Source organism: Enterobacter sp. ECC-175 (genome assembly GCF_043968675.1).
GTDB lineage: Bacteria > Pseudomonadota > Gammaproteobacteria > Enterobacterales > Enterobacteriaceae > Enterobacter.
Window position 1 is genome coordinate 245991 of the sequence record NZ_CP143776.1, and the last position, 23530, is coordinate 269520.

The 23530-nt window shown below is 59.7% G+C and carries 14 protein-coding genes; 4 read left to right on the forward strand and 10 right to left on the reverse strand.

Annotated features, from left to right (window positions below; genetic code table 11):
* Positions 1 to 25: 25 nt before the first annotated feature.
* Complete coding sequence (gene nfuA, locus V1599_RS01300; RefSeq protein ID WP_003861601.1) at positions 26 to 601, forward strand: Fe-S biogenesis protein NfuA; 576 nt, start codon at positions 26 to 28, stop codon at positions 599 to 601.
* A 374-nt stretch (positions 602 to 975) separates the two neighbouring features.
* Positions 976 to 2292, forward strand: coding sequence for a gluconate transporter (gene gntT, locus V1599_RS01305; RefSeq protein ID WP_395300905.1), 1317 nt, complete (start codon positions 976 to 978; stop codon positions 2290 to 2292).
* A gap of 93 nt (positions 2293 to 2385) precedes the next feature.
* On the opposite strand, the gene malQ is transcribed toward gntT, so the two are convergent.
* Entirely contained in the window at positions 2386 to 4467 is a 2082-nt protein-coding gene (gene malQ / locus V1599_RS01310; RefSeq protein ID WP_395300906.1) for a 4-alpha-glucanotransferase, read from the reverse strand.
* A gap of 9 nt (positions 4468 to 4476) precedes the next feature.
* Positions 4477 to 6870 carry a maltodextrin phosphorylase gene (gene malP, locus V1599_RS01315; protein ID WP_395300907.1) on the reverse strand — a complete coding sequence of 798 codons (2394 nt, stop codon included), beginning with the start codon at positions 6868 to 6870 and terminating at the stop codon, positions 4477 to 4479.
* A gap of 583 nt (positions 6871 to 7453) precedes the next feature.
* On the opposite strand from malP, the gene malT reads away from it, so the two are divergent.
* Entirely contained in the window at positions 7454 to 10159 is a 2706-nt protein-coding gene (gene malT, locus V1599_RS01320) for an HTH-type transcriptional regulator MalT (RefSeq protein ID WP_395300908.1), read from the forward strand.
* Positions 10160 to 10209: 50 nt separating this feature from the next.
* On the opposite strand, the gene V1599_RS01325 is transcribed toward malT, so the two are convergent.
* The 3 genes from V1599_RS01325 to glpE are packed head-to-tail and all read right to left on the reverse strand — an operon-like array spanning position 10210 to position 12193.
* The gene (locus V1599_RS01325; protein WP_112011794.1) at positions 10210 to 10968 is read right to left on the reverse strand and encodes a DeoR/GlpR family transcriptional regulator; all 759 of its coding nucleotides are present in this window, start codon (positions 10966 to 10968) and stop codon (positions 10210 to 10212) included.
* A gap of 15 nt (positions 10969 to 10983) precedes the next feature.
* The gene (gene glpG / locus V1599_RS01330) at positions 10984 to 11814 is read right to left on the reverse strand and encodes a rhomboid family intramembrane serine protease GlpG (protein WP_112011795.1); all 831 of its coding nucleotides are present in this window, start codon (positions 11812 to 11814) and stop codon (positions 10984 to 10986) included.
* A gap of 46 nt (positions 11815 to 11860) precedes the next feature.
* Positions 11861 to 12193: a thiosulfate sulfurtransferase GlpE gene (gene glpE / locus V1599_RS01335; protein WP_112011796.1), complete on the reverse strand. Its 333-nt coding sequence runs from the start codon at positions 12191 to 12193 to the stop codon at positions 11861 to 11863.
* A 299-nt stretch (positions 12194 to 12492) separates the two neighbouring features.
* On the opposite strand from glpE, the gene glpD reads away from it, so the two are divergent.
* Positions 12493 to 14001: a glycerol-3-phosphate dehydrogenase gene (gene glpD, locus V1599_RS01340; RefSeq protein WP_112011797.1), complete on the forward strand. Its 1509-nt coding sequence runs from the start codon at positions 12493 to 12495 to the stop codon at positions 13999 to 14001.
* Positions 14002 to 14096: 95 nt separating this feature from the next.
* Here glpD and glgP read toward each other — a convergent pair whose 3' ends face one another.
* From glgP to glgB, 5 genes are read right to left on the reverse strand one after another with little or no spacing between them, the layout of a single operon-like run.
* Entirely contained in the window at positions 14097 to 16544 is a 2448-nt protein-coding gene (gene glgP / locus V1599_RS01345) for a glycogen phosphorylase (protein WP_112011798.1), read from the reverse strand.
* An 18-nt stretch (positions 16545 to 16562) separates the two neighbouring features.
* Positions 16563 to 17996: a glycogen synthase GlgA gene (gene glgA / locus V1599_RS01350; protein ID WP_112011799.1), complete on the reverse strand. Its 1434-nt coding sequence runs from the start codon at positions 17994 to 17996 to the stop codon at positions 16563 to 16565.
* Complete coding sequence (gene glgC, locus V1599_RS01355) at positions 17996 to 19291, reverse strand: glucose-1-phosphate adenylyltransferase (protein ID WP_112011800.1); 1296 nt, start codon at positions 19289 to 19291, stop codon at positions 17996 to 17998. Before glgC ends, glgA begins: the two co-directional genes overlap by 1 nt.
* A 17-nt stretch (positions 19292 to 19308) precedes the next feature.
* The gene (gene glgX, locus V1599_RS01360) at positions 19309 to 21282 is read right to left on the reverse strand and encodes a glycogen debranching protein GlgX (RefSeq protein WP_297117183.1); all 1974 of its coding nucleotides are present in this window, start codon (positions 21280 to 21282) and stop codon (positions 19309 to 19311) included.
* Complete coding sequence (gene glgB / locus V1599_RS01365) at positions 21279 to 23465, reverse strand: 1,4-alpha-glucan branching enzyme (RefSeq protein WP_112011802.1); 2187 nt, start codon at positions 23463 to 23465, stop codon at positions 21279 to 21281. The genes glgX and glgB overlap by 4 nt, the downstream gene beginning before the upstream one ends.
* Positions 23466 to 23530: the final 65 nt, after the last annotated feature.

Below are 23530 nucleotides of genomic sequence, written 5' to 3' on the forward strand. Positions count from 1 at the left end.
TTTAGTCAACTATTAGGCCAAAGCTATGATCCGTATTTCCGATTCTGCACAAGCGCACTTTGCCAAACTGCTGGCAAATCAGGAAGAAGGGACGCAGATCCGCGTGTTTGTGATCAATCCAGGCACTCCGAATGCAGAATGTGGTGTCTCTTACTGCCCTCCGGACGCGGTAGAAGCCACCGATACAGCCCTTAAATTTGAACAGCTCACCGCCTATGTTGATGAGCTGAGCGCGCCGTATCTTGAAGATGCGGAGATTGACTTCGTCACCGATCAGCTCGGCTCCCAGCTGACGCTGAAGGCGCCAAACGCGAAAATGCGTAAAGTCTCTGACGATGCCCCGCTGATGGAGCGCGTTGAGTACCTGCTGCAATCGCAGATCAACCCGCAGCTGGCGGGCCACGGCGGTCGGGTTTCCCTGATGGAAATCACCGAAGACGGTCTGGCGATCCTGCAGTTCGGCGGCGGCTGTAACGGCTGCTCCATGGTCGACGTAACGCTGAAAGAAGGGATCGAAAAGCAGCTGCTGAACGAGTTCCCGGAGCTGAAAGGCGTGCGCGATCTGACCGAGCACCAGCGCGGCGAGCACTCCTACTACTAAGCCGTCTGCCTTTTCCCGGTGGCGCTGCGCTTACCGGGCCTGCAAAAACAGCGCGGTTTGATGACCTCTCCCACAGGGAGAGGGAACAAGCACTATAAAACGGCAACGCACGTTGCCGTTTTGCGTTTACCTCCCCTCCATATATTGACCTGCGTCTCATAATTCAAATTTAGCCTCCTTAGGTGATTCTCAATCCCGTGATGTTACCCGTATCATTCGCGTGGGCACTCAACGCCTTCATAACAGCCGACTAAACTTATCCGTTTACAAGGCAACAGTCTGAGTGCCGTTATCGCTCTGTTCCCAGTTGGGACAACCGGACATTGTCGTCGAAACACAGACGTTACCCATAACAATTAAAGGCCAGGTAAATCATGCCATTAGTCATCGTCGCTATCGGTGTTGTGTTATTACTGCTCTTGATGATCCGCTTCAAGATGAACGGATTTATCGCTCTGGTTCTGGTGGCGCTTGCAGTCGGTCTGATGCAAGGCATGCCGCTGGTAAAAGTCATTAGCTCGATTAAAGCGGGCGTCGGCGGCACCCTCGGCAGCCTCGCCCTTATCATGGGCTTTGGCGCCATGCTCGGCAAAATGCTGGCGGACTGCGGTGGCGCACAGCGCATTGCCACCACGCTGATCGATAAATTCGGCAAGCAGCACATTCAGTGGGCCGTCGTGTTAACCGGCTTCACCGTCGGTTTTGCGCTGTTCTATGAAGTCGGCTTCGTGCTGATGCTGCCGCTGGTCTTCACCATCGCCGCGGCGGCAAATATCCCGCTGCTGTTCGTCGGCGTGCCGATGGCGGCGGCGCTGTCCGTGACCCACGGCTTCCTGCCTCCGCACCCGGGCCCAACCGCCATTGCGACCATTTTCCACGCCGATATGGGTAAAACCCTGCTGTTCGGTACCATTCTTGCGATCCCAACCGTGATTCTGGCAGGCCCGGTATACGCACGCTTCCTGAAAGGCATTGATAAGCCAATCCCGGAAGGCCTGTACAGCGCGAAAACCTTTACTGAAGAAGAGATGCCTGGCTTCGGCGTCAGCGTCTGGACCTCGCTGGTGCCGGTTATTCTGATGGCGATGCGCGCCGTAGCGGAGATGATCCTGCCAAAAGGCCACGCGTTCCTGGCCGTGGCGGAATTCCTCGGCGACCCGGTCATGGCAACGCTGATTGCGGTACTGATCGCGATGTTCACCTTCGGTCTTAACCGCGGTCGTTCAATGGATCAGATCAACGACACGCTGACCTCTTCCATCAAAATCATCGCCATGATGCTGCTGATCATCGGCGGCGGCGGCGCGTTCAAGCAGGTGCTGGTCGACAGCGGCGTGGACAAATACATCGCGGCCATGATGCATGAAACCAACGTGTCACCGCTGCTGATGGCGTGGTCTATCGCTGCGGTTCTGCGCATCGCGCTCGGCTCTGCAACCGTTGCGGCGATCACCGCCGGTGGTATCGTTGCGCCGCTGATTGCAACCACGGGCGTGAGCCCTGAGCTGATGGTTATCGCGGTCGGTTCCGGTAGCGTGATTTTCTCTCACGTTAACGATCCGGGCTTCTGGCTGTTCAAGGAGTACTTCAACCTGACCATCGGTGAAACCATCAAGTCCTGGTCCGCGCTGGAAACCATCATTTCGGTGTGCGGTCTGATCGGGGTGCTGCTGTTAAATATGGTGATTTGATGCCCCTCACCCTAACCCTCTCCCCATAGGGGAGAGGGAACCGATCGCGCCCCTCGCCCCTATGGGGAGAGGGGCGAGGAGTGAGGAGTGTATTTACCGCTTCTTACCCACCGCCCTTCTGCGCTTATCCAAATCCTTAATCAGCCTGTTCACCCCGTCATCGGCAAACATCTTCTCAAGGCTCACCGACAGCTTGCGGCGCCAGTTCTTGTACTGATAGCTGGTCCCCGGAATGTTCACCGGCTCTGCCATATCAATCCAGTCTTCCGGCTGCAGGCCAAGCAGCGCGCTGTTGCTGTCGGCAATATAGCGCTGTAAACCACGGTTGAGCGTGGCGGTCATCGACATCAGCGACGCCTTGTGACCGGCGCTTTTCGGCAGGCAGCCGTGCTGGTGCAGCGCATCCAGCAGCCCCTGCTTCGACAGCTCGCGGTCCTGGTACAGCTCAAGCAGGACGTCTTCATCCGGATAAAGCCCCAGCGTTTTGCCGAGCGTCAGATCGCCGCTTTCCCAATAGCCGCGAAGCGTAGGAAGGTCATGCGTCGTCGCGACTGCCATTGACTGTTCCGGGTACGCCTCCGGCGCGCGGAAGGTTTTCTCATGGTCGTTCTCGAAATAGAGCACTTTGTAAGAGTAAACGCCGCTGTCGCGCAGCTTGCTGACGATCTCCACCGGCACGGTCCCGAGATCTTCACCGATCACCATGCACTGATGGCGTTTGCTCTCCAGGGCGAGGATCGACAGCAGATCGTCCACCGGATACTGCACGTAGGCGCCGTGGTCGGCGGTTTCACCGTAAGGTATCCACCACAGGCGCAGCACGGACATCACGTGGTCAATGCGCAGCGCGCCGCAGTTCTGCATGTTGGCGCGCAGCAGGTCGATAAACGGCTCGTAGGCGCGGGCGGCCATCACGTGCGGGTCCATCGGCGGCAGGCCCCAGTTCTGGCCGAGCGGGCCGAGAATATCCGGCGGCGCGCCAACGGAAGCTTTTAGGCAGTACAGCTCGCGGTCGCACCAGGTTTCCGCCCCGCCTTCCGCTACGCCGACCGCCAGATCGCGATAGAGGCCGATCGGCATCTTATAGCCCTGGCTGACCTGCCAGCAGGCGGCGAACTGGCTGTAGGCCAGCCACTGCAGCCACAGGTAGAAATCCACTTCGTCGGCGTATTTTTCACAGAAGGCTTTTACTTCCGGCGCGTCGACGGAGCGATACGCCTTCGGCCATACCGGCCAGCCCCAGCGCATTTCGTCTTCTTTCACCTGATACGCGTGCAGCGCGTCAAAGGCCGCCTGCCAGTAAAGGCTTTCGCCCTCCTGCATCACAAACTGGCGGAACGCGGCCATTTGCTCGTCATCGCGCTGCGAAAAGCCTTTCCACGCCATGCGCAGCGCGGCCATTTTCAGCGCCGTGACGGTGGCGTAATCCACCCAGTCGGCCTCGCGCGCCTGCTTCAGCGCCTGCTGCGTGGTACTGAGTTTCCACCACGCCTGCGCCTCTTTGCTGTTTTTGAAATCGTCTAACGCGTTAACGTCGATATAAATCACGTTCAGCCAGCGGCGGGACGACGGGCTGTACGGGCTGGCGCTCTCCGGGTTTGCCGGATAGAGCGCGTGGATCGGATTGAGGCCGATAAACGCGCCGCCGCGCTCGCCTACTGAGGCCAGCATCTTTTTCAGATCGCCAAAATCGCCGATGCCCCAGTTGCTGTCGGAGCGCAGCGTGTAGAGCTGCACGCAGGCGCCCCACAGCTTTTTGCCCTCCCGCAGCGCCTGCGGCTCGTAGCAGCGCTGTGGCGCGACGATCAGCCGACAGTGAAAGCGGCTGTCGTCCTGGGTGAGGGTGAGCGTGTGGTAGCCCTCCGGCAGCTTCGCCGGAAGGTTAAGCGTTTTGCCGCCCGTCGCGTGGCCCTTGTGCTGCTCGCCCTCTTCGGTGGTCAGCAGCCAGCTAAACTCGCCGCGCCCGCTTACCGCCAGCGGCATCTTTTTGCCCGCGGTAAAGACCTTCACGTTCGGTATCGGCGCAGCCGACGCGTTCGCGTCGGGTTTGTGCATGGCATCCAGCAAACGTCTTTTGGTTTCCGCACCAATAGACTGCGGCTTGCCGTGCGCGTTGATGTAACTGAGGCTAATTCCCGCCGCCTGCGCGGCACTGTCCAGACGTTTACTCTCCATCGCGCTTCCTTAGCGTTTTGCCTGCCAGATACGGGCCTGATAATCACGGATTGAGCGGTCAGAGCTGAACATGCCGCAGCGCGCGGTGTTCAGAATGCACGCGCGGGTCCAGGCTTCCTGGTCGCGGTACAGCACGTCGACCTGCTTTTGCGCGTCCACGTAGGCCGTGAAGTCCGCCATGACCAGATACGGGTCGCCGCCCTGTTTGCCCATGCTGTGCAGCATCTGGTCAAACGCGTGCTTGTCGCCGTCGCTGTATTTTCCGCTCTCCAGCTCTTTCAGCACCGCATCCAGCACTTTGTCTTTTTTACGCCACTTCACCGGGTCGTAGCCTTTGGCCTTAATGGCTTTCACTTCTTCAACAGTATGGCCGAAGATAAAGATGTTCTCTTCGCCCACCTTCTCGGCGATCTCGACGTTCGCGCCGTCGAGCGTGCCGACGGTCAGCGCGCCGTTGAGCGCCAGCTTCATGTTGCCGGTACCGGACGCCTCTTTACCCGCGGTGGAGATCTGCTCGGAGATATCCGCCGCCGGGATCAGCATTTCCGCCGCGGAGACGCAGTAGTCCGGCAGGAACACCACCTTCAGCTTATCGCCCACCTTCGGATCGTTGTTGATCGCTTCCGCCACCTTGTTGATGGCGAGGATGATGTTCTTCGCCAGGTAGTAGCCCGGCGCCGCCTTCGCGCCGAACAGGAACACGCGCGGCACGCGGTCGGCGTTCGGGTTCTCGCGGATCTCTTTGTACAGCGCCAGAATGTGCAGCAGGTTCAGGTGCTGGCGCTTGTACTCGTGCAGGCGCTTAATCTGGATGTCGAAAATCGCGTTCGGGTTGATTTCAATCCCGGTGCGCATTTTCACGAACGCGGCCAGGCGCACTTTGTTTTCCAGCTTGATGGCGCGGTATTCTTCGCGGAATTTCGCGTTATCGGCCTGTTTTTCCAGGCTGATAAGCTGGTCCAGGTCGTTGGCCCACTCTTTCTTCAGGGTCTTGTCCAGCAGGCCGGCCAGCAGCGGGTTGCACTGCTTGATCCAGCGGCGCGGCGTGATGCCGTTGGTCACGTTGTGGAATTTGGTCGGCCACAGCTGGTGGTATTCCGGGAACAGATCTTTGACCACCAGGTCGGAGTGCAGCGCCGCCACGCCGTTGACGGCAAAGCCGCTCACCACGCACATGTTCGCCATGCGCACCTGCCTGTCGTGCACCACGGCCAGCTTCGCCCAGACCGCCTTATCGCCCGGCCAGGTTTTCTCCACCAGCGTTTTGAACTGCTCGTTAATCTTATTGATGATCTGCATATGGCGCGGCAGCAGCGCCTTCACCAGCTTCTCGTCCCAGCACTCCAGCGCTTCCGGCATCAGGGTGTGGTTGGTGTAAGCGAACGTGCGGCTGGTAATCGCCCAGGCGTCGTCCCAGCTCAGCTGATGTTCGTCAATCAGCACGCGCAGCAGCTCGGGGATGGCAATCGTCGGGTGCGTGTCGTTAAGCTGAATGACCTCGAAGTCCGGCAGCTGCGCCAGTTTGCGGCCCGCGAGGTGGTGACGGCGCAGGATGTCGGCCACGGAGCAGGCGCACTGGAAGTACTGCTGCATCAGGCGCAGCTTTTTGCCCGCCAGATGGTTGTCGTTCGGGTACAGCACTTTGGTCAGCTTCTCGGCGTCGATGCCCTGCTGTTCTGCGCGCAGGAAATCGCCGTCGTTGAATTTGGTCAGGTTGAACGGGTGCGCGTGCTTCGCCTGCCACAGGCGCAGCGGCTGCGACACGCCGTTGCGGTAGCCGAGCACCGGCAGATCCCAGGCTTCACCGGTAATGGTAAACGCTGGCTCCCAGAGGCCCTGTTTCGACACCTTGCCGCCAATACCGACCTGCACGTCCAGCTGCGCGTTGTGGCGGAACCACGGGTAGGTGTTGCGGTGCCAGTCGTCCGGCGCTTCCATCTGATGCCCGTCGGCAAACGACTGGCGGAACAGGCCGTACTGGTAGTTCAGGCCATAGCCGATGGCCGACTGCCCCACCGTTGCCATAGAGTCGAGGAAGCAGGCCGCCAGGCGTCCCAGGCCGCCGTTGCCCAGCGCCGGATCGGTCTCTTCTTCCAGCAGGTCGGTCAGGTTCACGTCGTGCTCTTTCAGCACGTCGCCCACGTCCTGGTACCAGCCGAGGTTAAGCAGGTTGTTGCCCGTCAGGCGGCCAATCAGAAACTCCATCGAAATATAGTTCACGTGGCGCTGGCCCTTGACGGGCTTCGCCTGCGGTTGCGCGTCCAGCTGCTCTGCGAGCGCTCCGCTCACCGCCTGCCACCACTGGTGGGGCGTCATGTCGTTTGCAGCTTGAAGACCAAAACGCTGCCACTGACGCGTCAGTGCAGCCTGAAATTGCGCTTTGTTGAAGGTTGGCTGTGACATAGGGAATCGGCATCCTGTAGAGAGAAAAACATTTGGCGCTAGTGTGCCTGGCTCATTTCACCTCTTCCTCCTCCTGGAGGGGATTAGACAGGGAGGAGTAGCGGGGATGAGCATAAAAGTGTGATCGAGGCCACTCTGAATCGCATCCTCGAGTGTGCCCGGCAGGAAAAAAGATAGCGAGGAAGCGTGTCAAAGAAATGAAATACCGTTTCCTGAGAAATTAAAACGCACGGAAATAGTTGCTTACGTAGAATAATATTTATGCCGTTAAGTATGTTCTCAGCACACAAATAAACCTGAACAACTTTACCGAAACTTTATTACCTTTGACGACACTATACCTTTCTGAAACCAGTTTCAGCGGCACCATGCTAAACGCGGACAAACCAGTATCCACGCGGGATGCGGGACCTTTTGAGAAAGTTCCTTCCGGCGTCAGAATGTTTTGTGACAGAGTGCAAATTCAGAGGCATAAAACCCCGACATAACTTGCAATAGTTCCCTTTCTGGCCGAACTTATAGCTATTAATTACGAAGCGCAAAAAAAATAAATTCTCTCGTTACCCACAGTGAAGTGAAAACTATGTTGATTCCGTCCAAATTAAGTCGCCCGGTTCGTCTTGACCACACCGTGGTCCGCGAGCGCCTGCTGGCTAAACTTTCCGGCGCGCATAATTTCCGACTGGCGCTGGTTACGAGTCCTGCAGGTTACGGAAAAACGACGCTCATTTCGCAATGGGCCGCAGGGAAAAGCGATCTTGGCTGGTACTCGCTTGATGAGGGCGATAACCAGCAGGAGCGTTTCGCCAGCTATCTTATTGCCGCGATTCAGCAGGCCACCAACGGGCACTGCGCCGCCAGCGAGACGATGGTGCAAAAGCGCCAGTACGCCAGCCTCTCCTCGCTGTTCTCGCAGCTGTTTATCGAGCTCGCCGAATGGCACCGCCCGCTGTACGTGGTGATTGACGATTATCATCTGATCACCAACCCGGTGATCCACGAGTCGATGCGCTTCTTCCTGCGCCATCAGCCCGAGAACCTCACGCTGGTCGTGCTGTCGCGCAATTTGCCGCAGCTCGGCATCGCCAACCTGCGCGTGCGCGATCAGCTCCTGGAGATCGGCAGCCAGCAGCTCGCCTTTACCCATCAGGAAGCAAAACAGTTCTTTGACTGCCGCATGACCTCGCCGATTGAGGCATCTGAAAGCAGCCGCCTGTGCGATGACGTTGCGGGCTGGGCCACGGCGCTGCAGCTGATTGCCCTGTCGGCCCGGCAGAATAACAGCCCGGCGCACCAGTCCGCGCGCCGCCTGGCCGGAATTAACGCCAGCCACCTGTCGGATTATCTGGTGGACGAAGTGCTGGACAGCGTCGATCCCGCGACCCGCAATTTCCTGCTGAAAAGCTCCCTGCTGCGCTCGATGAACGACGCGCTGATTGTGCGCGTGACCGGCTGCGAAAACGGCCAGCTCCAGCTCGAAGAGATTGAGCGCCAGGGCCTGTTCCTGACGCGCATGGACGACCCGGGCGAATGGTTTAGCTATCATCCGCTGTTTGGCAGCTTCCTGCGCCAGCGCTGCCAGTGGGAGCTGGCGGTTGAACTGCCGGATATACACCGCGCCGCGGCGGAAAGCTGGATGGCGCAGGGCTTCCCGAGCGAAGCCATTCACCACGCGCTCGCCGCGGGTGACGCCGCAATGCTGCGCGATATCCTGCTAAACCACGCGTGGGGGCTGTTTAACCACAGCGAGCTGACGCTGCTCGAAGAGTCGCTAAAAGCGCTGCCGTGGGAAAGCCTGCTGGAAAACCCGCGCCTGGTGCTGCTGCAGGCCTGGCTGATGCAGAGCCAGCACCGCTACAGCGAAGTCAACACCCTGCTGGCCCGCGCCGAGCAGGAGATGGAAAGCGAAATGGACGCCACCCTGCACGGCGAATTTAACGCGCTGCGCGCCCAAGTGGCGATCAACGATGGCGATCCGGAAGAGGCCGAACGCCTGGCCATGATAGCGCTCGACGAGCTGCCGCTGGCGAACTTCTACAGCCGCATCGTTGCAACGTCAGTGCACGGCGAAGTGCTGCACTGCAAAGGCGACCTCACCCGCTCGCTCTCCTTAATGCAGCAAACCGAGCAGATGGCGCGCCGCCACGACGTGTGGCACTACGCGCTCTGGAGCCTGATCCAGCAGAGCGAAATTTTATTTGCGCAGGGGTTCCTGCAGGCCGCCTGGGAGAACCAGGAAAAAGCGTTCCAGCTGATTCGCGATCAGCACCTTGAACAGCTGCCGATGCACGAGTTCCTGTTGCGCATTCGCGCCCAGCTGCTGTGGGCGTGGTCGCGTCTCGACGAGGCGGAAAGCTGCGCGCGTCAGGGCGTTAACGTACTCTCCAGCTTCCAGCCGCAGCAGCAGCTTCAGTGCCTGGCCCTGCTGGTGCAGTGCTCGCTGGCGCGCGGCGATCTGGACAACGCGCGTAACCACCTTAACCGTCTGGAAAACCTGCTCGGCAACGGCCAGTACCACAGCGACTGGGTATCAAATGCCGATAAGGTGCGGGTGATCTACTGGCAGATGATTGGCGACAAGAAATCCGCCGCCAACTGGCTGCGCCAGACGCCGAAGCCGGAATTTGCCAATAACCACTTCCTGCAAAGCCAGTGGCGCAACATCGCCCGCGCGCAGATCCTGCTGGGCGAGTTCGAGCCTGCGGAGATTGTGCTGGAAGAGCTGAATGAAAATGCCCGCAGCCTGCGCCTGATGAGCGATCTCAACCGCAACCTGCTGCTGCTCAATCAGCTGTACTGGCAGGCTGGCCGCAAGAATGACGCCCAGCGCGTGCTGCTGGAAGCGCTGCAGCTGGCTAACCGCACCGGGTTTATCAGCCACTTTGTGATTGAAGGCGAAGTGATGGCGCAGCAGCTGCGCCAGCTGATTCAGCTCAATACCTTGCCGGAGCTGGACCAGCACCGCGCCCAGCGTATCCTGCGCGAGATTAACCAGCATCATCGGCACAAGTTCGCCCATTTCGACGAAAACTTCGTTGAACGCCTGCTGAACCATCCGGAAGTGCCGGAGCTTATCCGCACCAGCCCGCTCACCCAGCGCGAATGGCAGGTGCTGGGGCTGATCTATTCAGGCTATAGCAATGAGCAGATTGCCGGGGAGCTGGCGGTGGCGGCAACCACCATCAAAACGCACATCCGAAATCTGTACCAGAAGCTCGGCGTAGCGCACCGTCAGGATGCGGTGCAGCATGCGCAGCAGCTGTTGAAAATGATGGGGTACGGCGTGTAGGTTTTGTGCGGCCTGATGCCCTCTCCCACGGGGAGAGGGAGAAAGGCTTCTCAACACAACTCTAGCTGCAGATTATTATCTTTAATCACCTGCAGAACGCCCGCCGGCGGCATGACGTCGGTGTAAAGCGCGTTGACCATGCTGATGCTGCCCATGTTCACCATCGCATTACGGCCAAACTTCGAGTGGTCCGCCACCAGCATCACGTGGCGCGAGTTCTCGATGATCGCCCGCTTGGTGCGGACCTCGTGATAATCAAACTCCAGCAGCGAGCCGTCGCTGTCGATGCCGCTGATCCCCAGAATGCCGAAATCGAGGCGGAACTGGGAGATAAAATCGAGCGTCGCTTCGCCAATAATTCCACCGTCGCGGCTGCGCAGCTCGCCGCCCGCCAGGATGATGCGGAAATCGTCTTTCTGCATCAGGGTATTCGCCACGTTCAGGTTGTTGGTCACCACGCGCAGGTTCTCGTGATCCAGCAACGCGTGGGCCACCGCTTCCGGCGTGGTGCCGATATCAATAAACAGGGTCGCGCCGTTCGGGATCTGGCTTGCCACCTTGCGGGCAATACGCTCTTTCTCGGCGGTTTGCGTGGCCTTGCGGTCATGCCAGGAGGTGTTGACCGAGCTGGACGGCAGCGCCGCGCCGCCGTGGTGGCGCAGAATGCGGCTCTGATCGGCCAGGTCGTTCAGATCGCGACGAATCGTTTGTGGGCTAACGGCAAACTGCTCAACCAGCTCTTCGGTGCTGACGTATCCCTGTTTTTTAACCAGCTCGATAATGGCGTCATGACGCTGTGTTTGTTTCATGAAATATCCCTGGAATTATGTTCGTTTTCGCGCATGAAGCGTATCGGCAAGCGCCATCGCCAGCCCAACGGCCAGCCCGGTGACGTGCGCACCGTTGGCGATCGACATACCAAACAGATCAAACCATCCGGCAATTAACCATATTAACGCAAAGGCTATCAGCCCGCGCTGCAGATAAATGCCGCTTTCCGGTTCGCGTTCGCCCCTGAGCCAGACGTACCCCATCAGGGCGTACACCACGCCAGATAATCCGCCGAACCACGGGCCGCTAAACTTGTGCTGCACATAGCCGCTCAGCAGGGCGCTGATGACCGTAATGACAATCAGCTTGCCGCTTCCGAGGCGCTTCTCCACCGCGCCGCCGAGATACCACCACCACAGCAGGTTGAAGAGAATATGCATCACGGAGAAGTGCATCAGCGCGTGGGAGAAGTAGCGCCAGAGGTCAAACTGCAGCGACGGATCGTACGGCCACGCGAGGGCAATCATTACGCTCTGGTCGCCCACCACGTTCATGATGATGAAGACGATAATGCAGGCCGCCATCAGCAGCAGCGTAAACGGCCCCGCGCGCTCGCGGAGGGTGGCGAGGAAAGGGAAACGGCTGTAGTGCAGGCCGCTTCCGGTGTGGCCGGACTGCCAGCTCGCGGCCAGGTAGCGCGGGTCACCGGGGTTTTCCAGAAAGCGCGCCAGCTCGTCGTTCACCCGCGCGGCCTGGCTCTCGTCGGCCAGCCAGACGTCGGTCTGGGTATGTTGCTGGATGGTCAAAATAACGCCCTGCGTCGCCATATAGTCGACAAACGCCTGGGCGACGCGCGGGTTGGTAAAGGAGGTGATCATCAACATGGCAGCGGTCGCTTATTTCCACACAAAAGGGGACAGTATAGAGGTTTTAGCCCCCGAACGCGTGCTCAACTTCTGCCGGGAAATGGCGGTGCCAGGCATCAAAGCCGCCGTCGACGCTGTAGACCGCGTCGTAGCCCTGCTGGAGCAGATATTGCGCCGCGCCTTTGCTGCTGTTGCCGTGGTAGCACATCACCATCACCGGCGTGTCGAAGTCGTTATCGCGCATAAACGCGCCCAGCGTGTCGTTGGTGAGATGGAACGCGCCCGGGGTGTGGCCCATGGCAAAGCTCTGCGGATCGCGAATATCCACCAGCACCGCCGTTCCCTGGTGCATCTTCTGGTGGGCTTCTTCTACGTTAATACATTCAAACTGTTCCATGGTGTTCTCTTTCGATTATTCAGATTTTATGCGGCTTGCTGACCCTCACCCCAGCCCTCTCCCTGAAAGGGAGAGGGAGCAAAACATTCCCTCGCCCCTCTGGGGAGAGGGTTAGGGTGAGGGGTGGCGTTTCACCGCACTATTTTACCCCGTAGTGTACGTCCTGGCGGCGGGTAAACGCCATTATGTTATCCATATCACTCTAAATTGTTTTTTTGATGTTACCAAAAGCGCGTTCCTTTGCTATTATGAGCGATATCGAACATTTTTGAGCTTTAACGAAAGCGCGTGAGGGTGTTATGGAAACCAAAGATCTGATTGTGATAGGCGGCGGCATCAACGGTGCCGGTATTGCGGTAGATGCCGCAGGACGCGGTTTGTCCGTACTGATGCTGGAAGCTAACGATCTCGCCTGCGCGACATCCTCCGCCAGCTCAAAACTGATCCACGGCGGCCTGCGCTACCTGGAACACTACGAGTTTCGCCTGGTGAGCGAAGCGCTGGCCGAACGCGAAGTGCTGCTGAAAATGGCCCCGCACCTGGCGATCCCGATGCGCTTTCGCCTGCCGCACCGCCCGCACCTGCGTCCGGCGTGGATGATCCGCATTGGCCTGTTTATGTACGATCATCTGGGCAAACGCACCAGCCTGCCGGGTTCGAACGGCTTGCGTTTTGGCTCAGAGTCGGTCCTTAAGCCGGAAATCGTGCGCGGTTTCGAATATTCCGACTGCTGGGTAGACGATGCGCGCCTGGTGCTGGCCAACGCGCAGATGGTGGTGAAAAAAGGCGGCGAGGTAAAAACCCGCACCCGCGCGACCGCCGCTCGCCGCGAAAACGGCCTGTGGATTGTGGAAGCGGAAGACATCGACACCGGCGAGAAATTCAGCTGGAAGGCGCGCGGCCTGGTGAACGCCACTGGCCCGTGGGTCAAACAGTTCTTTGACGACGGTATGCACCTGCCCTCTCCGTACGGCATTCGCCTGATCAAAGGCAGCCATATCGTAGTGCCGCGCGTACACACGCAAAAGCAGGCCTACATTCTGCAAAACGAAGACAAGCGCATCGTGTTTGTGATCCCGTGGATGGACGAGTTCTCCATCATCGGCACCACCGACGTGGAGTACAAAGGCGATCCGAAAAACGTCGAGATCGACGAGAGCGAGGTCAACTACCTGCTCAAAGTCTACAACGCGCACTTCAAGAAACAGCTGGCGCGCGATGACGTGGTCTGGACCTACTCCGGCGTGCGTCCGCTGTGCGACGATGAGTCTGATTCCCCGCAGGCCATCACCCGCGACTATACGCTCGACATTCACGACGTTGACGGCCAGGCGCCGCTGCTGTCGGTGTTTGGCGGCAAGCTGACCACCTACCGCAAGCTGGCCGAGCACGCGCTGGAAAAACTGACGCCGTACTACAAAGGCATCGGCCAGGCGTGGACCAAGGACGCCGTGCTGCCGGGCGGCGATATCGGGAATAATCGCGACGACTATGCCGCGAAGCTGCGCCGCCGCTATCCGTTCATCACCGAAAACATGGCGCGCCACTATGCGCGCACCTACGGCAGCAACACCGAGCTGCTGCTGGGCGATGCGAAGGAGATTGCCGACCTCGGCGAACACTTCGGGCACGAGCTGTACGAAGCCGAGCTGCGCTACCTGGTGGAACACGAATGGGTGCGTCGACTGGACGACGCCATCTGGCGCCGTACGAAGGAAGGGATGTGGCTCAACGCCGAGCAGCAGTCCCGCGTGGCGCAGTGGCTGGCGCAAAACGCGGGAAAGCGTGAGCTGTCTTTGGCGTCGTAATACGATCGGTGCGGGCTAATGCCCTCACCCTGCCCCTCTCCCACGGGGAGAGGGAACAAACAGTAACAACGGCAACCGACGTTGCCGTTTTGCTTTTACAACCGCACCGGATCAATATGCCAAATGGTATCGGCATACTCCTTGATGGTCCTGTCCGATGAGAAATAGCCCATGTTGGCAATATTGTGCATCGCCTTCGTGGCCCACTCCTCCTGATTGCGGTACAGCGCGTCCACCCTATCCTGACAGTCCACGTAGCTGCGGTAGTCCGCCAGCACCTGATAGTGATCGCCAAAGTTAATCAGCGAATCCACCAGGTCGCGGTAGCGGCTCGGCTCGTCCGGGTTGAAGACGCCGGTGGCGATTTGCGTCAGCACCTGACGAAGCTCTTCATCTTCTTCGTAGTACTGGCGCGGCTGGTAGCCCTGCCTGCGCAGTTCCTCCACCTCTTCCGTCGTATTGCCGAAGATAAAGATGTTATCCGCGCCCACGTGCTCCAGCATTTCAACGTTCGCACCGTCGAGCGTGCCGATGGTCAGCGCGCCGTTGAGGGCAAACTTCATGTTGCTGGTGCCGGACGCTTCCGTCCCCGCCGTTGAAATCTGCTCGGACAGATCCGCCGCCGGGATGATCAGCTGCGCCAGGCTCACGCTGTAGTTTGGAATAAACACCACCTTCAGCTTATCGCCAACGTCCGGATCGGTGTTGACCACCTTCGCCACGTCGTTGATGAGATGGATGATGTGCTTCGCCATGTAATAGGCCGAAGCCGCCTTACCGGCAAAGATCTTCACGCGCGGCACCCACTCGGCGGTAGGGTCGGCCTTGATGCGGTTGTAGTGGGTGATCACGTGCAGCACGTTCATCAGCTGGCGTTTGTATTCGTGGATGCGCTTGATCTGCACGTCGAACAGCGCCTTCGGATTCGCCACAACGTTCATGTGCATCGCAAGATACACCGCCAGGCGCTTTTTGTTCGCCAGCTTGGCTTCGCGCACGGCCTTGTTCACCGTCGGGAAGTCAATGTGCTGCTCAAGCTCGCTCAGTTGGCCCAAATCGGTACGCCAGGTGCGCCCAATATTTTCATCCAGCACGTCTGACAACGGCGGGTTCGCCAGCGCCAGCCAGCGGCGCGGCGTAACGCCGTTGGTCACGTTGCAGAAGCGCGTCGGGAAGATCTTCGCGAAGTCGGCGAACAGCGACTGCACCATCAGGTTCGAGTGCAGCTCCGATACGCCGTTCACCTTGTGGCTAATGACCACCGCCAGCCACGCCATGCGCACGCGGCGGCCGTTAGATTCATCGATTATGGAGGTACGGCTCAGCAGGCCGGTATCGTTCGGGTACTGCTCCTGGAGCGTTTTCAGGAAGTAGTCGTTAATCTCAAAGATGATCTGCAGATGGCGCGGCAGGATTTTGCCGAGCATGTCCACCGGCCAGGTCTCCAGCGCTTCACTCATCAGCGTGTGGTTGGTGTAGGAGAACACCTGGCAGGTCACCTCAAAGGCTTCGTCCCAGCTGAACTTGTGCTCGTCAATCAGCAGGCGCATCAGCTCGGGGATCGACAGCACCGGATGGGTGTCGTTGAGGTGAATGGCGATTTTATCCGCCAGGTTGGCGTAGGTTTTGTGCAGCTGGTAGTGGCGGCTCAGGATATCCTGAATCGTCGAGGAGACGAGGAAATACTCCTGGCGCAGGCGCAGCTCGCGGCCCGAATAGGTCGAGTCGTCCGGGTACAGCACGCGGGAGACGTTTTCGGAGTGGTTTTTATCTTCCACCGCCGCGAAGTAGTCGCCCTGGTTGAATTTACCGAGGTTGATCTCGCTGCTCGCCTGGGCGCTCCACAGGCGAAGCGTGTTGGTGGCGTCGGTGTCGTAGCCGGGGATGATCTGGTCATAGGCCACGGCGAGGATCTCTTCCGTTTCCACCCAGCGGGATTTTTTCCCTTCCTGCTGGATGCGCCCGCCAAAGCGCACCTTGTAGCGCGTATTGTGGCGCTTAAATTCCCACGGGTTGCCGTACTCCAGCCAGTAGTCCGGAGACTCTTTTTGCCGCCCGTCGACGATATTCTGCTTAAACATGCCGTAGTCGTAGCGGATGCCGTAGCCGCGGCCCGGCAGCGCCAGCGTCGCGAGCGAGTCGAGGAAGCAGGCGGCCAGGCGGCCAAGGCCGCCGTTGCCGAGGCCGGGGTCGTTCTCTTCGTCAATCAGCTCTTCCAGATCCAGACCCATCTCTTCCAGCGCGTTTTTGACGTCTTCGTAAATCCCGAGCGACAGCAGGGCGTTAGAGAGGGTGCGGCCAATCAAAAATTCCATCGACAGGTAGTAAACCTGCCGCGTTTCCTGCGAGAGCTGGGCGCGGTTGGAGCGCAGCCAGCGCTCCACCAGGCGATCGCGCACGGCAAACAGCGTAGCGTTCAGCCACTCGTGCTTGTTGGCGATAACCGGATCTTTGCCGATGGTGAACATCAGCTTGTAGGCAATGGAGTGCTTTAATGCCTCAACGCTAAGCGTGGGTGAAGAGTAGCTAAAAGGAGCATTCATATCGGTAACTTCGCCTCGTTACATCAAGCGTTGATAAAGATCGCGGTAGGACTGCGCCGCAACGTGCCAGCTAAAGTCCATGGACATTGCCTGGCGCTGAACGTAGCGCCACAGCGAAGGACGCGACCACAGGACGAATGCACGCCGGACGGCCCGCAGCAGTGACCACGCATTGCTGTCCTCAAATACAAATCCGGTCGCCACGCCGTCCGCCAGGTTTTCCAGCGAGGTGTCGGAGACGGTATCCGCCAGGCCGCCCGTGCGCCGCACCAGCGGCAGGGTGCCGTATTTCAGCCCGTAGAGCTGCGTCAGGCCGCAGGGTTCGAAGCGGCTCGGCACCAGAATCACGTCCGCGCCGCCCATAATGCGGTGCGAGAACGCCTCGTGATAGCCGATCTGCACGCCCACCTGCCCCGGATGTTCCGCCGCCGCCGCCAGGAAGCCTTCCTGCAACACCGGATCCCCCGCGCCGAGCAGCGCCAGCTGGCCGCCCTGCTCCAGCAGGCCAGGCAGCGCCTCCAGCACCAAATCCAGCCCTTTCTGGCTGGTCAGGCGGCTGACCACCGCGAAGAGCGGCACCTTGTCGTTGACCTTCAGGCCCATCGCAATTTGCAGCTGGCGCTTGTTCTCCGCCTTCTCCTCCAGCGCGTCGCGGCCGTAGCGTGACGTCAGCAGGAGGTCGGCCTCCGGGCTCCAGATTTTTTCATCCACGCCGTTCAGGATGCCGGACAGGCGTCCTTCACGGTGCCGCTGCTGAAGCAGCCCCTCCATGCCGTAGCCAAACTCCGGCTGCGTGATTTCGCGGGCATAGGTCGGGCTGACCGCCGTGATATGGTCCGCATAGTACAAACCGGCCTTCAGGAACGAGATCTGCCCGTTAAACTCCAGCCCGTGCATGTTATAGAACGACCACGGCAGATCGATGTCATTCATATGATGGGCGTAGTACATGCCCTGATACGCCAGGTTATGCACGGTAAAGACCGATTTCGCCGGTCGCCCGCGCGCCGCCAGGTACGCTGGCGCCAGGCCGGCGTGCCAGTCGTGCGCATGCACGATTTCCGGCCGCCAGAACGGGTCCAGCCCGCTGGCCATCTCCGCCCCTACCCAGCCAAGCAGCGCAAAGCGCAGCACGTTGTCCGTATAGGCGAACAGGTTAGTGTCGTGGTACGGGCTGCCGGGGCGGTCGTAAAGGTGTGGGGCATCAATCATATAGATGCCAACGCCGTTGTAATGACCGAACAGCAGGGTGATGCGCCCGGCGAACGTCTCACGGCGCGTCACCACCTGCGCATCGGGAACGCCGCGGCGGATATCCGGGAACGCGGGCAGGAGCACGCGCGCGTGGGTTCCTGCGGCAATTTGCGCTGCCGGTAGCGCGCCAAGTACATCCGCCAGCCCGCCGGTTTTCAGCAGCGGGAACATCTCAGAACATACGTGTAAAACCTGCATTATCGCTCCTGTTTGATCTGCAGTTTGCGCAGCATTTCCCGCGTAACTAATACAATCCCCTCTTCTGAACGGTAGAAACGACGCGCGTCTTCTTCCGCGTTCTCGCCAATCACCATTCCTTCAGGAATGACGCAGGCGCGGTCTATCACACAGCGGCGCAGGCGGCACGAGCGCCCCACCCACACGTCCGGCAGCAGCACCGCCGAGTCGATATTGCAAAATGAGTTGATCCGCACGCGCGGGAACAGGACGGATTGCACCACCACCGAGCCGGAAATAATGCATCCGCCGGAGACCAGCGAGTTCAGCGTCATGCCGTGGCTGCCGGAGCGATCCTGCACGAATTTCGCAGGCGGCAGCGACTCCATATGCGTACGAATCGGCCAGTTCTGGTCGTACATATCCAGCTCGGGCGTGACGGACGCCAGGTCCAGGTTCGCCTTCCAGTACGCTTCAAGCGTGCCCACGTCGCGCCAGTACGGCTCTGAGTTGGGATCGGACTGCACGCAGGACAGCGGGAAAGGATGTGCATAGGCCATGCCGGCCTGGGTGATTTTTGGAATGATGTCTTTGCCGAAGTCGTGGCTGGAGCTTTCGTCTTTGTCGTCTTCTTCGAGAAGCTCGTAAAGATAGTCGGCGTCAAAGACATAGATCCCCATGCTGGCGAGGGATTTGGTGTCGTCCCCCGGCATGGTCGGCGGGTTGGCCGGTTTTTCAACGAAGTCGATGATCTTGTCGTCCGCGTCCACGTGCATCACGCCAAACGCGGTGGCTTCCGCAACGGGCACCGGCAGGCACGCCACGGTGCAGCGCGCCCCTTTTTCGACGTGGTCGATCAGCATGTGGGAGTAGTCTTGCTTGTAGATATGGTCCCCGGCGAGGATCACGATGTATTCCGCGCCGTAGCGGCGAATGATATCGAGGTTTTGCGTCACCGCGTCGGCCGTGCCGCGATACCAGTTCTCACCGTGAACGCGCTGCTGCGCGGGCAGCAGGTCGACAAACTCGTTCATCTCTTCGCTGAAGAAGGACCAGCCGCGCTGGATGTGCTGCACCAGGGTGTGCGACTGGTATTGCGTAATCACGCCAATGCGGCGAATGCCCGAGTTGAGGCAGTTGGACAGGGCAAAATCGATAATACGAAACTTACCACCAAAGTGAACGGCCGGCTTAGCGCGCTTGATGGTCAAATCTTTGAGACGGGTACCGCGCCCGCCAGCGAGTATCAGGGCAACCGTTTTTAAGGGTAACTGGCGAGCCAACATTAAGGGATCGTTCTTCTCTAATCTAACCATGACTAACTCCTTTTTTATCATCTTTGGAATACGCACACTCCGTGCGCAGGCCCGTGCCAGACAGCCATTAACACCGGATTATCCGCTCCGGCGAAAGGGGGAACGGCGCGCCACTCCCCGTCAGGTAAAACAATCTCTGCGACGTCATCCGTCGCGTTCAGCGCGATAAGCCACTTATCCGAGAGCAGGATTTGCAGGCGAGGCACGCCGTGTTGCCACTCATGCGCGCTTAACGGCTGCGCGTCTTGATTCAGCCAGCGAACGTTGCCGTCCCCCTCTTCCCACCAGCGATCGGCGGTAAGAGCAGGAATTTGCTGGCGAAGGTGGATCAGCGCCGCGGTAAAATGGGTCAAACCGCTGTTCGCGTCCTCCCAGTTAAGCCAGGTTAAGGAGTTGTCCTGGCAATAGGCGTTATTGTTGCCGTGCTGGCTGTGGCCGTGTTCATCGCCCGCCAGCAGCATCGGCGTGCCCTGGGACAGCAGCAGCGTCGTCAACAGCGCGTGTACGCTATCGCGCCGCCGCTCGATGATGTCCAGGCTCCCGCCTAATCCTTCTATACCATGATTGAAGCTATGGTTATTGTTAGTCCCATCGCGATTCTCCTCGCCGTTTGCCTCATTGTGTTTCTGATTGAAACAAACGCAGTCGCGCAGCGTGAAGCCGTCGTGCGCCGTCACCAGATTGATCGTCGAGGACGGTAATTTGCCCTCGCGCTTAAAGAGATCGCTGGAACCGGCAAAACGTCCGGCGAACTCCCCTAACGACAGATTCCGCTCCAGCCAGAAGCGGCGCGCGGCGTCGCGAAAATGGTCGTTCCATTCGGCAAACGGCAGCGGGAAGTTCCCCACCTGATAGCCGCCTTCCCCGATGTCCCACGGCTCGGCAATGAGCTTCACCTGCGAGAGCACCGGACATTTTTTTATCGCCTCAAACAGCGGCGCCTGCGGGCTAAACGCCGGCGTGCGCCCCATGACGGGCGCCAGATCAAACCGAAAGCCGTCGACGTGAAACGTCTCCACCCAGTACTTCAGGCATTCATAAGCGTAGTGCGTCACGGCTGGATGGCTGAGATTGAGCGTGTTACCGCAGCCGGTCCAGTTGAAGTAATCGCCATCCTCCCTGATCCAATAATAGCTACGGTTATCAATTCCGCGCAGGGAGAGCGTCGGGCCGTCAAGATCGCTTTCCGCGCTGTGGTTCAGCACCACGTCCAGAATGACCTCAATTCCCGCCCGGTGGAGCGCCTTGACCGCGTCGCGAAGCTCGTCCCGCGCCTTATCAGGATCGGCGGCGTAGCGCGGGTCGAGGGCAAACATCGCCAGCGGGTTGTAGCCCCAGTAGTTGCTTAGCCCAAGCCGCTGCAGGCGCGGCTCGCTGGCGAAATGCGCCACGGGCAGCAGCTCCAGCGCGGTAATGCCCAGATGCTTCAGGTAGGCCACCATGGTCGGGTGGCCGAGTGCCTTATAGGTGCCGCGCATCTCTTTCGGAATCGACGGGTGCAGGTACGTCAGCCCCTTCACGTGGGCTTCGTAGATGACGGTGTTGCCCCACGGCGTGCGCGGCGCGGCGTCGTCTTCCCAGTCGTACAGGTCGTTCACCACCACGCTTTTCGGCGCGAGGGGCGCGCTGTCGCGATGGTCCGGCTCGCCGTAGCCGACGTGGAACAGCGGGTCGTCTTTGAACTCACCGTCCACGCGGTGGGCGCACGGATCGAGCAGCAGCTTCGCCGGGTTAAACCAGTGCCCCTGCGCGGGCGCCCACGGGCCGTGAACGCGAAATCCGTAGCGCAGTCCCGGACGCCCGCCGGCCAGGTAGCCGTGCCAGGTGTCTCCGGTGCGCGACGGCAGATCGTAACGGTGCTCGTTGCCTTCGCCGTCAAACACGCACAGCTCAACCCGCTCCGCGTGCGCGGAAAAGAGCGTGAAGTTCACGCCTTTTCCGTCAAAGCGTGCCCCAAGCGGTTCGCTTCGGCCTGCCGTCAGCTGCGTCATTCGCCCTCCCGAACCAGCCAGAGGGTGCTGAGCGGCGGCAACGTCAGGCTGAGCGAGTTGGGTCGTCCGTGGCTTTCCTGCTCGTCGCTCTGCACCAGGCCGCCGTTTCCGGCATTGCTGCCGTGATAGTGCATCGAGTCGGTGTTGAGGATTTCGCGCCATTTGCCCGGCTGGTTTATGCCGAAGCGGTAGTGATTGCGCGGAACGGGGGTAAAGTTGCTGGCAACGATGATCTCGTTACCCGCCTTGTCGCGGCGCACGAAGACGAACACCGAGCGCTCGCGATCGTCCACCACCAGCCACTCAAAGCCGTACGGATCGAAGTCCAGCTCGTGCAGGGCCTTATGGTGACGATAGGTCAGGTTCAGGTCGCGCACCAGGCGCTGCACGCCGTGGTGCCAGTTGTCGCCCCCTTCCAGCAGGTGCCAGTCGAGGCTGGTGTCATGGTTCCACTCGCGTCCCTGAGCAAACTCGTTGCCCATAAACAGCAGCTTTTTCCCCGGGAAGGCGAACAGCCAGCCGTAGTAGGCGCGCAGGTTGGCGAACTTCTGCCACGCGTCGCCCGGCATGCGGTCGAGAATCGATTTTTTGCCGTGAACGACCTCGTCGTGCGACAGCGGCAGCATGAAGTTTTCGGTGTAGTTATAGAGCAGGCCGAACGTCAGCTTGTCGTGATGATGCTGACGGTACACCGGATCGAGCTTCATGTAGTCGAGCGTGTCGTGCATCCAGCCAAGGTTCCACTTGTACCAGAAGCCGAGGCCGCCCATCGACGGCGGACGGGAGACGCCGGGAAAGTCGGTCGACTCTTCCGCCATGGTCACCGCGCCCTCGACCTGCTCGCCGAGAATGCGGTTGGTGTTGCGCAGGAACTCTATCGCCTCGAGGTTTTCCCGCCCGCCGAATTCGTTCGGGATCCACTCGCCCTCTTTGCGGCTGTAGTCGCGGTAGATCATCGAGGCCACCGCGTCGACGCGCAGGGCATCCACGCCGAAGCGTTCGATCCAGTACAGCGCATTGCCCACCAGGTAATTCGTCACCTCGCGGCGGCCGTAGTTGTAGATCAGCGTATTCCAGTCCTGGTGATAGCCTTCGCGCGGGTCGCTGTGCTCGTAGAGCTTAGTGCCGTCAAACTCTGCCAGCGCAAAGTCATCTGACGGGAAATGGCCCGGCACCCAGTCGAGGATCACGTTCAGCCCCGCGGCGTGCGCGGCGTTGATAAAGTAGCGGAAATCGTCGCGCGTGCCGAAGCGCCGCGTCGGGGCGTAAAGCCCGGTCGGCTGATAGCCCCAGCTGCCGTCGAACGGATGTTCGTTGATCGGCAGCAGCTCAAGATGGGTAAAGCCCATCCATTTGGCGTAGGGCACCAGTTGGTCGGCCAGCTCGCGGTAGCTGAGCCAGAAGTTGTTATCGGTATGGCGACGCCAGGAGCCAAGGTGGACTTCGTACACCGAGATCGGCGCGTCGAAGCGGTTGGCCTGCTTGCGCTCTTCGCTCTGGGTAATTTTCTCCGGCAGGCCGCAAATCAGCGAGGCGGTATCCGGCCGCATCTGTGCTTCGAAGGCGTACGGGTCGGCTTTGATGCGCAGCTTGCCGTTGGCATCAATCATTTCGAATTTGTAGAGCTGTCCGTTGTGCGCGCCGGGGATAAACAGCTCCCAGATGCCGGTTTCGCGGCGCAGTCGCATAGGGTGACGGCGGCCGTCCCAGTAGTTGAACTGCCCGACCACGGAGACGCGCTGGGCGTTCGGCGCCCACACGGCAAACCGCGTTCCGGTTACGCCGTCCATCGTATCGGCATGGGCGCCGAGCGTTTCATACGGACGCAGGTGGGTGCCCTCGGAGAGCAGCCAGGCGTCCATCTCCTTGAGCAGCGGGCCAAAGCTGTAGGGGTCGTCGATCAGGTTTTGCTGGCCGTGCCAAACGACCGCAAGCTGGTAGCGAAAGGGGTTTTTACGACGCGGCATAATGCCGCAGAAGAAGCCTCGCGAATCAAGGCATTCAAGGTTGCCGACCTTACGGCCGGTTTTGGGCTCGATGACCCACACTTCCGTAGCGTCAGGTAAGAGTGCCCGGACCTCCAGCCCGGCCTCCGTGCGGTGCATTCCCAGCACGGAAAAGGGGTCGGCAAAATGACCCGCAATAAGCGCATTAATCACGTCTCTCGAAATACGATCGGACATGGTATTCATCCTGTTTTTTTTATGTCGCCCTTTTTACGCGCTCCGGGACGACTTTTAATGTGACC